Genomic DNA, 14,475 nt, shown 5'->3' on the forward strand with positions numbered 1-14,475 from the left:
ACGACGTAATTACCTCTACCTAAATGGTCAGACAGTTTTCAATCCGATAACGTAGCGGCAATTGTGCGGACACCCATTGCCGTTGCTCCTACCGGCCATAATGCCGTTGCCGATTTTTGATAAGCGCCGGCCAAGTCGAAATGTAACCAGCCCTGACCATTGTTCGGCGCAAACTTCAATAAAAACCCTGCGGCATTGCTTGCGCCGCCGGCACCGCCACCTTTTTGCGGCCGGCTGTTGGCTGTATCAGCAAAAGCTGAAGGGCAGTTTTCTGAGTGCCAGGGCGCTAAAGGTAAACGCCACAGTAATTCATTTTCCTGTTCCGCAGCTTTTAATGCTTTTGCAGCAGCATCATCGTCGACACTGAACAATGCATTGTATTCATTCCCTACGGCCATTTGCGCAGCCCCGGTTAACGTCGCTGCATCGATAATCTGCTGAGCGCCGGCTTCGCCAGCGGCTTGCAAACCATCTGCCAGCACCAGACGCCCTTCAGCATCAGTGTTAACAACTTCAACGGTGGTACCGTTTTTATAAGTGATAATGTCACCTAATTTATAAGCACTGCCGTCGATCATGTTTTCTGCACAGCACAAAAACAGTTTTACCCTTTTATTTAACTTATTCCGGATAGCCAGTGATAACGCGCCGCTAACCGTAGCCGCGCCGCCCATATCACACTTCATGCTCAACATTCCTTCGCTGGCTTTAATGCTGTAACCGCCCGAATCATAAGTTATGCCCTTACCAATCAAAGCCGAAGATACAGAAGCTTTTTCGTCGCCTGTCGGATTATAATCAAGCACCAGCATTGCCGGTTCGTGCTGGCTCGCGCGGCCGACCGTGTAAATACCCATCCAGCCTGCCTGCTTTAGCTGCTCGCCTTTTATTATTTCATAAGAAACCTGCTCTGGCGCCAGGGCACTTAAGTGCTCTGCAACGCGCTCTGCCAGACTCAATGGGTAAATTTCTTCAGCTGATAAGTTCACTAATTCACGGGTAAAGCGGTACACTTCACTCAGGTTTTTTAACTGCTCAGCACTGTCGCTGTCGTCGTCATGCCACTGCACTTCATTAGTCGATAAGGTCGAGGTAAAACCCAGAGATAAAGCCCATTGCCGCTCTTTATCCCAACCATCTCCGGCCATTTTAACTGCGCCGATGGCTTGATTGTCCAGCTGCCGGCCGGCTTTTTGGATCCGTCGCAGGTTATCCTGTTCAGAGTCCTGCAAAATAATGTGAGCTGCGTTGTCTTTAAAACATACAACCGCATTGTTGCTAATGTAATCAACCGGCACTGTTTTGGTCAGGTAAATTGGTAATGCGCTGGACATAATCTACTGCTCCTTATAGGTTATCGCTGCCATTAATGTAAGTTCACGAGGTTGCTAATGCAATTCCATAGGCCCTTACAAAGGGGAATTTTACGCAAGCGTTACAAACGCTTTCTGGCAGATATCGATTTTGGTAACACCGATATTACCACAGTTCACTGCCCTAATACCGGCGCAATGACCGGCTGTGCTGAACCCGGGTTCGAAGTCTGGTGCAGTACTTCTGATAACCCTAAACGTAAGTACGCCATGACATGGGAGCTTAGCAGAAATCAGCAGGGGCATTGGATTGTTATTAATACTCAGCGCGCTAATGCGCTTGCCGGCGAGCTGCTGAACAACCAGCACATTAAGGAACTGGAAGGCTTAGTTAACTGGCGCGCGGAACAAAAATATGGCGCTCAAAATAGCCGTATTGACTGGTTAGGAGAAAACCCCAACGGCAATTTGTGTTTCGTTGAAGTTAAAAGCGTCACTCTTGCTGAAAATCAGCAGGGCTATTTTCCAGATACGGTCAGCACCCGGGCTCAAAAGCATCTTCAAGAACTTATTTTGGCGCGCCAGCAGGGTCACCGGGCAGTAATCTTGTTCGTAGTCATGCACAGCGCCATCGATCAAGTGACACCTGCGGCGCACATTGATCCGAAGTACGCTCAATTATGTAATCAAGCTGCAGCCGCCGGTGTTGAGTTTTATGCTTACAAAGTCTCCATCGACCCTGAGCAGATAAAACTGGACCGCCAAATTAAGGTTTGCTTAAAACAGACTTGAATTTTGTCGCTAGTGGCCCAATAATTCGTTCGTTTTTTGTATTAATTACGTTGCGCTAAAGCTGGGCTTCTGCTATACGTAGCGTCCTTTTTTGAGCGACCGTTTAGCGGCTGAAAAAGCCACCAGTTTATCGCGCAGCGATATTAAATTATTTAGGAGATCCGTGATGCCAGAAGGCAAGAAAAAAACGCATGGCATACTGGCGTTGGCCGGCTTAGAGCCCTATCAACCAGAGCCGGGCGAAGAGTATATGAATGACCAACAACTGGTTCATTTTCGTAAAATACTCGAGGAGTGGCGCCGCCAGCTTCGTCAGGAAGTTGATCGCACGGTTCACCACATGAAAGATGAAGCGGCAAACTTCCCCGATCCCGTTGACCGCGCTGCCCAGGAAGAAGAATTCAGTATCGAGTTAAGAACCCGGGACCGCGAACGCAAACTGATCAAGAAAATCGAAAAGACTTTGCAAAAAATCGAAGATGACGACTTCGGCTTTTGTAATTCTTGTGGTATCGAAATTGGGATTCGTCGTCTTGAAGCACGGCCTACAGCTGATCTTTGTGTCGACTGCAAAACGTTGGCAGAAATTAAAGAAAAACAAATGACAGGGGCCTAAACCGGCCCAGGTTGCTGTTGTGCCGAGCCCTTATCGTGGACGTTTTGCGCCAACTCCATCGGGACCCTTACACTTTGGGTCCCTGGTGGCTGCCCTCGGGTCTTTCCTTGATGCGAAAGCTCATTGCGGAGAATGGCTGGTACGTATCGAGGATGTCGATAAAACTCGCTCTCAAAGTGGAGCTGCTGAGGTTATCTTAAAACAGTTACAGGATCATGGCTTGGTCTGGGATGGCCCGGTAGTACAGCAAAGCGACCGCGACTCAATATATCAACATAAGCTTGAGCAATTAGCTCACTATCTATATTCCTGTGACTGCAGTCGCAAAGCAATAAGGGCTCGGGCCGATTGCTATGACGGCTACTGCCGAACCCGGCAGCCGCGCTCGAGCCCTCATGCCATCCGCTTTAAAAATGACCAGCCGGTGCTGACGTTTTCAGATCGCTGGCACGGAACAGTTACAGCCTCAACCATCTGCGCCCGGGAAGACTTTATTGTCCGCCGCAGAGACCAGTTGTACGCCTACCAGCTAGCCGTTGTTGTTGACGATATAGCACAAGGTATCACCGATATCGTCCGCGGTTCTGATCTTTTGCAGCCAAGTTTTTGGCAACTCAGCTTATGGCAATGCCTTGCAAAACGGCAGCCACGGATGATGCATTTACCTCTTGTTGTGGATCCCGTTGGGCGTAAGTTGAGCAAGCAAAATCACGCACCGGCTATTGATAGCCGCTGCGCCATGGATAATTTACGCGCTGCGGCTAAATACCTGCAGCTTGATTTGCCCGATGCTCAGGATGTGGCGGATTTATTAAGCATAGCAGTGGAAAAGTGGCGTAAAAAGTGGCAGATAACTACGGACTAGCGCTACAATAGCTTGACGAAATATTCGCCTTGCCTGTAACAACTCATTGATGATTCAGGAGAACTATCATCATTAAAAAACTAACTGAACTTGCGCGACGCGCATTTTCCGGCACCAACAATAACTCTCAAAAAAATGAATCGGTGTTGCCACCTTTGCGGGTCATCCCGCGTGATGAACACCCGATCTCACGTAAAGACATTAGCCCTAATGCGCTAAAAGTCTTGTATCGCTTGCATAATGCTGGCTTCGACGCTTACTTAGTCGGTGGTTGTGTCCGCGATTTGCTGCTGGGACTGCAACCCAAAGACTTTGATGTGACCACAAATGCTTCTCCGGAAGAGGTTAAAAACTTATTTCGTAATTGTCGGCTCATCGGCAGACGATTTCGCTTAGCGCACATATTATTCGGTCGCGAGATCATCGAGGTGGCTACTTTCCGGGGTCACCATGATGTCGATAATGCGGACCATAAAAAGATAGCTCAGCAAGATGAACACGGTCAGCTGGTTCGCGATAATGTCTATGGTTCAATCGAAGAAGACGCCGAGCGCCGTGACTTTACTGTTAATGCCTTGTATTACAATATCGCCGATTTTTGTATCTATGACTTTGCTAACGGCAAACGGGATATAGAAGCGGGTATCCTGCGCATGATTGGAGACCCGCAAACTCGCTACCGGGAAGATCCGGTGCGCATGCTGCGCGCCGTGCGCTTTGCAACCAAACTGAATATGGCTCTGGGCGATGATGTTAGCGAACCGCTAAGCGAGTTATCAGGCTTACTGAAGAACATCCCCCCGGCACGCTTATTTGACGAATTCCTGAAACTCTTTATGGCTGGCAAAGCGCAGGCTAACTTTGATTTACTCTGTCGCTACGGATTATTCCAGCAGTTATTTCCTGTCTTAAAAAGTTATCTGGATGCTGCCGATAGTCCGCCAGTGATTATGATGCGCAAAGCATTTGCTAATACTGATCAGCGGGTGCAGCGAGAGCAGCGGGTCACACCGGCTTATTTGCTGGCAGTATTACTTTGGTGGCCTTTACAGGCCCGCCGCGAGCAATTGGAAAACGAAGGTGGCTTACCGCCAATGGACGCACTAAATGTCGGCAGTGCTGACGTTTTGCACCGTCAGTCGCAGACATTATCGATACCCAAACGTTTTAGTCTCACTGTCAGAGACATCTGGCAAATGCAATTGCGCCTGCAAAACACCAAGGGTGTCCGGGCTAAAAAAACGCTGGAACAAAAAAAGTTCCGCGCCGGTTATGACTTTCTGCTTTTAAGACAAGAGTCTGGTGCCGCTTTACCCGGCGAAAACCTTAAGCAGCTGGCTGATTTCTGGACCAAGGCGCAACAGGATCCTAACTTAGTGGTCAGTCCCTCAGCGCGTAATGAAGGCGGCAAAAAGCCCAGCAACCGCCGGCGGCGCGGAGGCCGCAGTCGCAGGAAACCCAGAAGCAACAAACCGGATAATAATAACAACGACCATGGCTAACGTTTTCGTCGCACTGGGGGCTAACTTAAACGAGCCACGACAGCAACTAGTCGACGCACTGCGGTGTTTGAGTCAGACAGCTGAGTTTGAGCTGCTGAGCTACTCGTCCCTTTACACCTGTCCCCCGATGGGGCCACAGGATCAACCGGACTATATCAATGCAGTTTGTCAGCTGAATTCAAGTCTGAACGCCTTTGATACACTGCAGCGGCTACATCTTATTGAAAATCAGTTTGGCCGGCAAAGGCTGCGCCACTGGGGCGAACGGACTCTGGACCTTGACTTACTGCTGTACGATGATCTTCAATCTGACAACCCACAACTTAAGTTACCTCACCCGGGTATTTACGAACGTGATTTTGTGCTCATTCCGCTACAGGAAATTGCGGCACCGCTGAGACTACCCAATGGCAATACGGTCGCCGAACAAGTCGGTCGCGCTGCCAACACCAAGCTACAGGTGGTATTGTCTGCTCAGGAACTGCACCAACAACTGGTTAAGGAGTAATGCATGTCAACAGTGACCATCGCAAGTCTGCAAAAAATGAAGCAAGAGGGTAAAAAAATTGCCTCGGTAACGGCTTACGATGCCAGCTTTGCTAAAACCATGACCGAACAGGGTGTCGATTTTATGCTGGTTGGTGACTCTCTTGGCAATGTTATACAGGGCTTAAGTTCAACGGTCCCGGTGACACTCGCCGATATGGTTTATCACACTACTATGGTGCGTCGCGGAGCGCCGCAGGCGTTTGTTATTGCTGATATGCCTTTTATGAGTTACGCCACCCCAGAACAAAGTTATCAAAACGCCGCCGAGCTCATGCGCGCCGGCGCTAACATGGTTAAATTAGAGGGTGGCGAGTGGCTGACAGAAACCATTCAGGGGCTGGCGACCCGGGGGATACCAGTGTGTGCACATCTGGGCTTATTGCCGCAATCGGTTAACGTTATCGGCGGCTATAAAGTTCAGGGCAAGCAGCAGCAACAAGCTGACCAGACTTTGGCCCAGGCACTGCAACTACAGGCCGCCGGTGCTCAGTTGTTGGTGTTGGAGTGTATCCCGGCAGGCCTGGGTAAGCGCATAACCGAAGAGTTAACCATTCCCACCATAGGTATTGGTGCTGGCCCGGATACCGACGGACAAATTCTGGTTATGCATGATCTTTTAGGCATGAACAGCGACTACTTACCTAAGTTTGCGAAAGATTTTTTAGCCGAAACGGGCTCTTTAGCCAGCGCTTTCAGGCACTATGTGGAACAAGTGCAAAAAGGTGAATTCCCTGCACCTGAACACTGCTATAAGTAGGAATGAATGACAGTATGCGGTTATTGACCAATTTAGCACGCCTGCGCCAGTGGCGGGCGCAACAATCCCGTTCTGTGGCTCTGGTACCGACCATGGGTAATTTACATCAGGGCCATCTCAGCTTAGTTAAAAAAGCTCAGCAACATGCGGACGTCGTGGTAGTAAGTATCTTCGTTAATCCCATGCAGTTCGGCGCTGGTGAAGATCTGGAGAGCTACCCCAGAACCTTAAGCGATGATAAGGAAGCGCTGTCTGCGATGGGAGTTAACGCAGTGTTTACTCCTCAGGTCAGCGATATCTACCCGCGCGGACTGGCTGCGCAAACACAGGTCACGGTACCCGGGATCAGTGACATTTTGTGTGGTGCCGATCGAGCCGGGCATTTTACCGGCGTGGCTACCGTGGTCTGCAAACTGTTTAACATGGTGCAACCGGATGTTGCGGTGTTCGGAGAAAAAGACTTTCAACAGTTACAAATTATCCGCCTGATGACTCAGGATTTAAGCCTTCCGGTAACAGTTATCGGAGTACCGACCGCGCGTGAAAAAAGCGGGCTGGCGTTAAGCTCGCGCAATGGCTATCTGAATGCGGAGCAGCGCCAGCAGGCTGCCGCTATTTATCAAACCCTGCAGGACATTGCGGAGCGACTTAACGCCACAACAGATTTTAAGGCCATTGAATCTAAGGCCGAAGAAGCGCTAACCGGAGCAGGGTTTAAGGTCGATTATGTTGCCATCCGTAACGCCGACGACTTGCAAAAGCCAACCCCGGCAGATAAACGCTGGGTTGTTCTGATTGCAGCACGACTCGGCAAAACCCGCCTTATTGACAACTTACAAGTTGTCAATAAGCATGCCTAACTCGCGCATTTCAGTGTGCAAGGCACCTCTGAGGCTGGTCGCGTGCTCGGCTATTTGGCGTTGTTCCTCAATGATTTCAGCCAGCATTTCGTGCGTTGTCAGCGGGTTTGCTAAAACAACGCGGAACACCACGCTGGGCTGATGGTGATACTGTGCCGGGGTGAGCTTAGTCCTTGAAACAAACGACTTGCCGCTTTCACGTTGCCGTTTTTGAATATAACGGGTTAAGGCGTTGAGGTGTGGCGTTAAACGCTCGATTTGCTCAGCGCTAGCCCGACTCAGTGCCGCTTTGACTTTAGGAGGGACAAAGCGGTATGTTAGCAGACACAATTCCGGCTCGGTCACCAGCTCAAAGTCATCCTGCTGATCAATTAGCTGAGCAAAAAAGCGCGCCTTCTCCAGACTGCTGTTAATCAACAGCTCATAACCTCTGCGTCCGATAACATGTAATGCAGAGAAAACCATCATCGCCATTCCGGGTCGCGAACCCTCCATTGAATGGGAGCCCAAATCTTTTGAACCCTGACGGATTATATATTCAGCGTGGTGCTCGATCGACTTGACCAGTGAGGGGCTTTTAAATAAGACCATCCCTGCTCCCATCGGCACGTACATTTGTTTGTGCGCATCGATCGTAACGCTGTCTGCCAATTCGATACCATTGAGTAACTTGCGGTATTCATTAGACAGCAGGGTGGCTCCGCCCCAGGCGGCATCCACATGAAAATGAATACCATGTTGAGAAGCGATTGCAGCCATTTCAGCAAGAGGATCGACATGACCGGTCTCCGTTGTCCCGGCGACCCCGACAATGGCCAGTACCTTGCCCCCTTCTCGTTCAACCTTAGTGCAGCTTTCAGCTAATGCATCCACTCTAATGCGATTATTTTCATCGGTTTTGACAGCAACCAGGTTGCTCCGGCCGATGCCCAGAACATCGGCCGCCTTAGCCAGTGAATAATGGCCTCGCTCGGAAACCAGGATAACCAGTTTTTTATAGCCGTAATGAGAAAGCCCTGCAGCAAGCCCGTCAGCCGCTATGCCGGCAAAATCGCCATCAGCTTTTAACAGCTGATTACGAGCGACCCACAATGCGGTCATATTTGCCACCGTGCCACCTGAACAAAATGCACCAAGAGAATGTTGGGCACTGTGCATCCAGCGATTGTAGAAACCGGCATCGCGTTGATAGACCAAGTGATGAAGCATTCCAATCACGTTGCGCTCAAGAGGTGTGAAAGCTTTTGATGTTTCAATCTTAACCAGATTTTGGTTAAGACCGACCATTAATTTTGCCAGCGGTAATAAAAAATACGGCAACGCCGATGTCATATGGCCAATAAATTTAGGCGATGCCGTATGGACAGAGTGAGCAACTAATTTATTCAGTAAAAAATCAGTATGCTCAGATACAAACTGTGGTTCCTCGGGGATATCTGCTTGCTCGAAGTCACGTTCAATTTCCTGCAGAGGCTTTTCCCGGGCAACAATATGGTCACCCAAAAAACCCATGAGGTTCTCAGACAGGTGTTTTTCTATCTTCCCAAGGGTTGAATCCGGCGCTTCCGGTATCGTAAAAATTCGATACATAGCCTCCTGGCTAACCTCGGCTACCTGTTTGTTTTGATCTGGCTTAGCTGTCTGAGTCAAAGTTACTCTCACTAACTGCGCGGACACGTCAGGTTGGCTTGTAACTGCCATAATGACTGGCCACTTTGCTGGTACTTGCGTTCAAAAGGGGTCATGGGTTCGGTACTAGTGGCCGGTAAATGCGTAATGGCCGCCGAAAAATCCGACAAGCTTAAAGCTTCTGCAACTTCTAGTAAATAGGTGCTCCAGTTAGATCGTAAAGTCAGCTGTCCGCCCAGTTTAACGACTGCCGGCCACACCGGGCTGCCGTGCCAGCGGCGACTTAAATGAGCCGCTTTTGGCCAGGGGTTTGGGTATAATATAAAATGCTTTTGTACGGGCCACATGGCTTGCTCCGCCAATCGCCAAAAATCCATTAAGTCAGCACGCACCAGGTAATATCGGTTTCCCTGCTGAGTTGTCTCGTAACTGCCATGTTTTTGCAGTCGGTGTGCGGACTTATCAACGCCAATCACCAGGGCGTCAGGATTACGTTCAGCAATAACCGCGGTACTTTCGCCCACTCCACAGCAAGAATCCAGTATTAAGGGACCCTGCCAAGCCTGCACCTGTTTGTCCATTTCAGCAAAGGCCGCCTGGTTATGCACCTGAATCGGCTTTTGAAACTGGCTTGTTAAATGGCGCTGGACCACTTTTGCCAGATCCTCATGGGGCCCGGTCTGATTTGAGTGAACCGGTCGCGCCTGAGAGTTCACGACCGAATTCCTATGCCTTTTTCCAGCAGATAATAGACTGCGGCAAAAAACACCAGGTTAAAAGCCACCAAAACACTCATTGCGGTCGCAATGCCTACATCAGATTGGCCCAGGAAACCGTAACGGAAGCCATTAACCATATAAAGAATGGGATTGACCATAGACACTTTTTGCCAAATATCCGGCAACAAAGTTACTGAATAAAAAACACCACCAAGATAGGTTAAAGGCGTCAAAACAAAGGTCGGTACAATCGAAATATCATCAAATGTTTTCCCGAACACGCCGTTTAACAATCCGCCCAACGAAAATAAGGTGGAAGTCAGAATGACGGTAAGTACAACATAGCCAAAATGAGCCATTTGAATATCAACAAACAAAAATGACACCAGCGTGACAATAACTGCAACAATCATTGCCCGGGCCATGCCACCGCCAATGTAACCAAAAATTATTGCCCAGGTAGGAACCGGGGAGACCAGCATTTCCTCGATATTACGCTGAAACTTAGCACTGAAGAATGACGATGCGACATTCGAATATGAGTTAGTAATCACTGACATCATAATCAGTCCGGGAACAATGAATTCCATATAGGACACACCGCTCATCGTACCGATCCGGTCGCCAATGATGCTGCCAAAGATGACAAAATAGAGCGTCATCGTAATAGCCGGTGGCACTAACGTTTGTATCCAGATACGTAAAAACCGGGTGCATTCTTTTATCCAAATGGTTTTCAGGGCGATGATATTGGATGACATATGACTCATGCGCTTTGTTCTCCTTGTCCACGACCTTTTTCAACCATTGATACGAACAGCTCTTCCAGCCGATTGGCCTTGTTTCGCATAGACAGCACTTTTACCCCGGCGGCAGTCAGCTGCTCAAATACCTTGTTAAGTCCGGCATTTTTGTCGACTTCAACTTCTAAGGTGTTGTTGTCAGTCCAGCGGTGTTCAAAACCTTCTATAACCGGCTCTGAATGGCTATCTTCGAGATCAAGAACAAAAGTTTCTTTACTCAGCTGCGCCAGCAAATGCTTAATTGATGTATTTTCAACAATTTCACCAGCATCGATGATACCAATGTTACGGCACAGAACTTCGGCTTCTTCCAGATAATGAGTGGTCAGAATAATGGTGATGCCCTCACCATTAATTTTGGTCAAGTAGTCCCACATTGACCGTCGCAGTTCGATATCGACGCCAGCAGTTGGCTCGTCAAGTATCAGCAGTTTAGGCTCATGCAGTAAGGCACGGGCAATCATCAGGCGTCGCTTCATACCGCCTGAAAGTGAGCGCGCCGGCTCATTACGCTTGTCCCATAAACCCAACTGCGTCAGATATTTTTCGGCTCTCTGAGATGCCAGCTTTCTTGGCACACCATAGTAACCAGCCTGATTGACTACGATCTGACGAACCGACTCAAACTGGTTGAAGTTAAATTCCTGAGGCACCAACCCAATTTGTCGCTTCAGTTCGGTTAATTGGGTATCAAGGTCGTAGCCAAATACTTTAACGCTGCCACTGCTTTTATTGACCAACGAGGAAATAATACCGATGGTTGTTGATTTGCCGGCGCCGTTGGGGCCAAGTAAAGCATAAAAGTCGCCCTCTTCAACGGTTAAGTCAATGCCTTTAAGGGCTTCAAAGCCACCACCATAAACTTTTCGTAGATTATTAATTTCTAGTGCTTTCATTAGGTTATGATAACTCCTTCGCGTAGCCCCAGCGATTCATCAATTGATGCTCTAATCCCAAATGATCGAGTATACGAGCCACCATAAAGTCTACCAGGTCTGCAATAGACTGTGGCTGGTGATAAAAGCCCGGCGCAGCCGGCATAAGGGTTACCCCTAACTGACTTAACTGCAGCATGTTTTGCAGGTGTATGGTCGAAAGGGGTGTTTCTCTGGGTACCAGAATCAGTTGTCCACGTTCTTTAATAACGACATCTGCTGCTCGTTCGATCAACGTATTACTGCTGCCGGTCGCAATCGCCGACAAGGTACTGGTCGAACACGGACATACAATCATTTGCTTAGGTGCGGCTGAACCCGAAGCCACAGGCGAGAACCAGTCCTCTTTTCCAAAAACCTGCAATTGGCCCTCGGCTATCTGACAACCCAGCTCGGTAAAATACTGTACCAATTGCCGCGTTGCCTGATCAGGACCAGCAGATAACTTGATATTTTCTTCGGTCGCCAGTACCACTCGTGCCGCACTTGAAATCAACAACATCACCTGTTGTTGTTGACGCAACAGACATTCTATCAGACGCAGGCCATAAGGTGCACCGGAGGCACCTGTCATCGCAACCGTTAGCTGCTGTTTCATACGCTCGCCTCTTGCTTTAGTAGATTAATGAGTTTTTGCTGCAACCCGTCAAAACTTCCATTACTCATCACAATCACAGCATCACCACTTTGGCAATGCTGCACAATGCTGCTGATCAGCTGTTCTGTAGTGCGCGCAACCGTTGTGCCAGGCAAGCTATCCGCAACCGACCATTGCACACTGGCCGGCTGCAGCACAAAGCTTAAATCGGCCTGGCTTAAGGATGCGCTCAGTGTTGTTTCGTGCACACCGAGTTTCATCGTATTAGAGCGCGGCTCCAGGACGGCTAAAACCCGGCCACTGTGATGCGCTTTTATCCCGGCCAGGGTTGTCTTAATAGCCGTCGGGTGATGGGCAAAGTCATCGTAGACTTTTATACCGTCAACCTCAGCCAGTAGCTCCAGCCGTCTTTTTGGAGGGGTAAAAGTGGCTAACGCGGCGGCACTCGTGGCCACATCAATGCCAACATGCCGTGCCGCCAGCATCGCCATAACCCCATTACTGACGTTGTGATCACCTAATAAAGACCACTGAACTTCGGCGGATTGGTCATCAGTTAATGACTTCAGGCTGAATCCGCTGCCATCATTGCGAGTTTTATCGTATTGCCAGTTACCCGAGTCACCTACCGTTATCACTTCTGACCAACATCCACAGTCCACCACCTCGTTAATGGCGGTATTGCCATCGGGGACGATAACCTGGCCATGATTAGGCACAACTCTGAGCAAGTGTGAAAATTGTCGCTGTATAGCGGCTAAATCAGGAAAAATATCCGCATGATCAAATTCCAGATTGTTGATCACCAAAGTGTCAGGGCTGTAATGCACAAACTTGGAACGCTTATCAAAAAACGCTGTGTCGTACTCATCGGCTTCAATGACAAAAAAGTCAGAGTCAGTTAACCGGGCACTGACCGAGAAGTTAGTGGGTACTCCGCCAATCATAAAACCCGGATTATAGCCCGCCGTTTCGAGGATCCAGGCCAGCATACTCGCTGTGGTTGTTTTACCATGAGTGCCGGCCACGGCCAGAACCCAGTGCTTGCGCAGCACATGATCATGCAGCCATTGGGCGCCGGAAAGGTAATTTAATTTTTCGCTCAATACCCGCTCAACTTCTGCGTTACCGCGACTGAGCGCATTGCCAATAATCACCAAGTCTGGATTACCGTCCAGGTGACTGGCACAGTACCCCTGATGCAGGTTAATGCCTAACTGTTGCAACTGTGTACTCATTGGCGGATAGACATTGGCATCAGAGCCACTAACGGTATGCCCCAATTGCTTTGCTATGGCAGCCAATCCACCCATAAAGGTGCCACAAATTCCAATAATATGAATGCGCATTAAAATAATTTAGTAAGTTAAACAAATGACGCTAAAGTGTATCATTGTCGTGTCTTTAGAGCAGGATTTTTGCTTAAAAATACGTTATTATCTGCAACCTGCTAACACTCAGTGATCAGGGACACAGAGCCACTATGAAACGTTTACTGCCGACACTACGCGCCGACCAAACCAGCGAATCGCTCATTTCTGTTATCAATACTATTCAGATTGCCGCCAAAGAAATCTCTTTTCGACTGCATCAGGGGGCCCTTGCCGGTGTCCTTGGCTCGACACTTGATGAAAATATTCAGGGTGAAACACAAAAAAAACTAGACGTTGTCGCTAACCAGCTATTGAAAACCTTGTTGCTGGAGTCGCCAAATGTTCACGCCATCGCGTCGGAGGAAGAAGACTCGATTGTCGTCAGCCCCAATTCTGGAGACTATCTGGTCGCTTTCGATCCTCTCGACGGTAGTTCAAATATCGACATTAACGGGGCTGTCGGTACAATTTTCTCGATTCTGCGCAAGCCCGGGGGCGAGGCAAGCGGCGAATCCATGTTTCTGCAGCCGGGCAAAGCGCAGGTGGCTGCCGGCTATGTAGTGTACGGCCCGGCTACCATGATGGTGCTGACAACCGGTAAAGATGTCCGCACCTTCACTCTTGATCAAACCGTCGGCGAGTTTTTATTGACCCGTGAAAAAGCCGAAATCCCTGACAGCACGAAAGAATTTGCCATCAATATGTCGAATCAGCGTCATTGGGGCAAAGCGATAAGCGAATACATCGCTGATCTGCTGCAAGGTGAAGACGGTCCGCGCAAAAAGAATTTCAATATGCGCTGGAATGCCGCGATGGTTGCTGACGTTCACCGGATAATCACCCGCGGAGGTTTGTTTACCTACCCCTGGGATAAACGCAACAGCGCTAAGCCATTTAAGTTACGGTTAATGTACGAAGCCGCACCTATGGCACTTTTAATCGAAAAAGCCGGTGGTAAAGCCAGCGACGGTTACCAGCGCCTGCTTGATATTGTACCCACAGATATTCATCAGCGCGTCGGCGTAATATTGGGGTCTGCCGAAGAAGTGGAAAAATGCGTGGATTACCACACAAAACACCCTAAACCTGATTAAATTAGACTAAGGCAGGGTTGCGCGGGATCGGCGACAAGTTATAATCGCGCAACAACCATCCATTACTATA

The 14,475-nt window shown here is 49.1% G+C and carries 15 protein-coding genes; 8 read left to right on the forward strand and 7 right to left on the reverse strand.

The features are described 5' to 3' along the window. Positions 1–38: 38 nt before the first annotated feature. A complete protein-coding gene (pepB, locus tag LG288_RS10365) occupies positions 39–1,334 on the reverse strand; it encodes an aminopeptidase PepB (protein ID WP_404400264.1) in 1,296 nt (431 codons plus the stop codon). 57 nt (positions 1,335–1,391) lie between these two features. Between pepB and sfsA the strand changes: the two genes are divergently transcribed. The 7 genes from sfsA to panC all read left to right on the forward strand — a co-directional run bounded on the left by sfsA (position 1,392) and on the right by panC (position 7,254). Next, positions 1,392–2,105, forward strand: coding sequence for a DNA/RNA nuclease SfsA (gene sfsA, locus LG288_RS10370; protein WP_404400266.1), 714 nt, complete (start codon positions 1,392–1,394; stop codon positions 2,103–2,105). Positions 2,106–2,271: 166 nt separating this feature from the next. Further along, positions 2,272–2,721, forward strand: coding sequence for an RNA polymerase-binding protein DksA (dksA, locus tag LG288_RS10375; RefSeq protein WP_404400268.1), 450 nt, complete (start codon positions 2,272–2,274; stop codon positions 2,719–2,721). A 19-nt stretch (positions 2,722–2,740) separates the two neighbouring features. After that, the gene (gluQRS, locus tag LG288_RS10380) at positions 2,741–3,586 is read left to right on the forward strand and encodes a tRNA glutamyl-Q(34) synthetase GluQRS (protein WP_404400270.1); all 846 of its coding nucleotides are present in this window, start codon (positions 2,741–2,743) and stop codon (positions 3,584–3,586) included. A gap of 164 nt (positions 3,587–3,750) precedes the next feature. Next, positions 3,751–5,088 carry a polynucleotide adenylyltransferase PcnB gene (gene pcnB / locus LG288_RS10385; protein ID WP_404403103.1) on the forward strand — a complete coding sequence of 446 codons (1,338 nt, stop codon included), beginning with the start codon at positions 3,751–3,753 and terminating at the stop codon, positions 5,086–5,088. Then, positions 5,081–5,596 carry a 2-amino-4-hydroxy-6-hydroxymethyldihydropteridine diphosphokinase gene (gene folK, locus LG288_RS10390; RefSeq protein ID WP_404400272.1) on the forward strand — a complete coding sequence of 172 codons (516 nt, stop codon included), beginning with the start codon at positions 5,081–5,083 and terminating at the stop codon, positions 5,594–5,596. The genes pcnB and folK overlap by 8 nt, the downstream gene beginning before the upstream one ends. Before the next feature lie 3 nt (positions 5,597–5,599). Then, entirely contained in the window at positions 5,600–6,394 is a 795-nt protein-coding gene (gene panB / locus LG288_RS10395) for a 3-methyl-2-oxobutanoate hydroxymethyltransferase (protein ID WP_404400274.1), read from the forward strand. A gap of 14 nt (positions 6,395–6,408) precedes the next feature. Beyond that, entirely contained in the window at positions 6,409–7,254 is an 846-nt protein-coding gene (panC, locus tag LG288_RS10400; protein WP_404400276.1) for a pantoate--beta-alanine ligase, read from the forward strand. Here panC and panP read toward each other — a convergent pair. From panP to mpl, 6 genes are all read right to left on the reverse strand, one after another. Further along, positions 7,228–8,844, reverse strand: coding sequence for a pyridoxal-dependent aspartate 1-decarboxylase PanP (panP, locus tag LG288_RS10405; RefSeq protein ID WP_404400278.1), 1,617 nt, complete (start codon positions 8,842–8,844; stop codon positions 7,228–7,230). The genes panC and panP overlap by 27 nt on opposite strands. A 71-nt stretch (positions 8,845–8,915) precedes the next feature. Beyond that, on the reverse strand, positions 8,916–9,599 hold the full coding sequence (locus LG288_RS10410; protein ID WP_404400280.1) for a tRNA (guanine(46)-N(7))-methyltransferase TrmB: 684 nt from the start codon (positions 9,597–9,599) through the stop codon (positions 8,916–8,918). Beyond that, positions 9,596–10,372, reverse strand: a complete 777-nt coding sequence (locus LG288_RS10415) for an ABC transporter permease (RefSeq protein ID WP_404400282.1) — start codon at positions 10,370–10,372, stop codon at positions 9,596–9,598. The genes LG288_RS10410 and LG288_RS10415 overlap by 4 nt, the downstream gene beginning before the upstream one ends. Then, positions 10,369–11,301, reverse strand: coding sequence for an ABC transporter ATP-binding protein (locus LG288_RS10420; RefSeq protein WP_404400284.1), 933 nt, complete (start codon positions 11,299–11,301; stop codon positions 10,369–10,371). The genes LG288_RS10415 and LG288_RS10420 overlap by 4 nt, the downstream gene beginning before the upstream one ends. Positions 11,302–11,305: 4 nt before the next feature. Further along, positions 11,306–11,938 (reverse strand): flavin prenyltransferase UbiX, encoded by a 633-nt coding sequence (locus tag LG288_RS10425; RefSeq protein ID WP_404400287.1) that lies wholly within the window; start codon positions 11,936–11,938, stop codon positions 11,306–11,308. After that, the gene (mpl, locus tag LG288_RS10430; RefSeq protein ID WP_404400289.1) at positions 11,935–13,287 is read right to left on the reverse strand and encodes a UDP-N-acetylmuramate:L-alanyl-gamma-D-glutamyl-meso-diaminopimelate ligase; all 1,353 of its coding nucleotides are present in this window, start codon (positions 13,285–13,287) and stop codon (positions 11,935–11,937) included. The genes LG288_RS10425 and mpl overlap by 4 nt, the downstream gene beginning before the upstream one ends. A gap of 134 nt (positions 13,288–13,421) precedes the next feature. On the opposite strand from mpl, the gene LG288_RS10435 reads away from it, so the two are divergent. Beyond that, entirely contained in the window at positions 13,422–14,405 is a 984-nt protein-coding gene (locus tag LG288_RS10435; protein WP_404400291.1) for a class 1 fructose-bisphosphatase, read from the forward strand. Positions 14,406–14,475: the final 70 nt, after the last annotated feature.

This window comes from Idiomarina seosinensis (assembly GCF_044797955.1).
In the GTDB taxonomy this organism is placed as follows: Bacteria; Pseudomonadota; Gammaproteobacteria; order Enterobacterales; family Alteromonadaceae; genus Idiomarina; species Idiomarina seosinensis_A.

Excerpts from the sequence above, each read along its gene's own strand:
- pepB (WP_404400264.1), bottom strand. The coding sequence starts at position 1,334 with ATGTCCAGCGCATTACCAATTTACCTGACCAAAACAGTGCCGGTTGAT.
- sfsA (WP_404400266.1), top strand. The coding sequence starts at position 1,392 with ATGCAATTCCATAGGCCCTTACAAAGGGGAATTTTACGCAAGCGTTAC.
- dksA (WP_404400268.1), top strand. The coding sequence starts at position 2,272 with ATGCCAGAAGGCAAGAAAAAAACGCATGGCATACTGGCGTTGGCCGGC.
- folK (WP_404400272.1), top strand. The coding sequence starts at position 5,081 with ATGGCTAACGTTTTCGTCGCACTGGGGGCTAACTTAAACGAGCCACGA.
- panB (WP_404400274.1), top strand. The coding sequence starts at position 5,600 with ATGTCAACAGTGACCATCGCAAGTCTGCAAAAAATGAAGCAAGAGGGT.
- panC (WP_404400276.1), top strand. The coding sequence starts at position 6,409 with ATGCGGTTATTGACCAATTTAGCACGCCTGCGCCAGTGGCGGGCGCAA.
- panP (WP_404400278.1), bottom strand. The coding sequence starts at position 8,844 with ATGTATCGAATTTTTACGATACCGGAAGCGCCGGATTCAACCCTTGGG.
- LG288_RS10415 (WP_404400282.1), bottom strand. The coding sequence starts at position 10,372 with ATGAGTCATATGTCATCCAATATCATCGCCCTGAAAACCATTTGGATA.
- LG288_RS10420 (WP_404400284.1), bottom strand. The coding sequence starts at position 11,301 with ATGAAAGCACTAGAAATTAATAATCTACGAAAAGTTTATGGTGGTGGC.
- LG288_RS10425 (WP_404400287.1), bottom strand. The coding sequence starts at position 11,938 with ATGAAACAGCAGCTAACGGTTGCGATGACAGGTGCCTCCGGTGCACCT.
- mpl (WP_404400289.1), bottom strand. The coding sequence starts at position 13,287 with ATGCGCATTCATATTATTGGAATTTGTGGCACCTTTATGGGTGGATTG.
- LG288_RS10435 (WP_404400291.1), top strand. The coding sequence starts at position 13,422 with ATGAAACGTTTACTGCCGACACTACGCGCCGACCAAACCAGCGAATCG.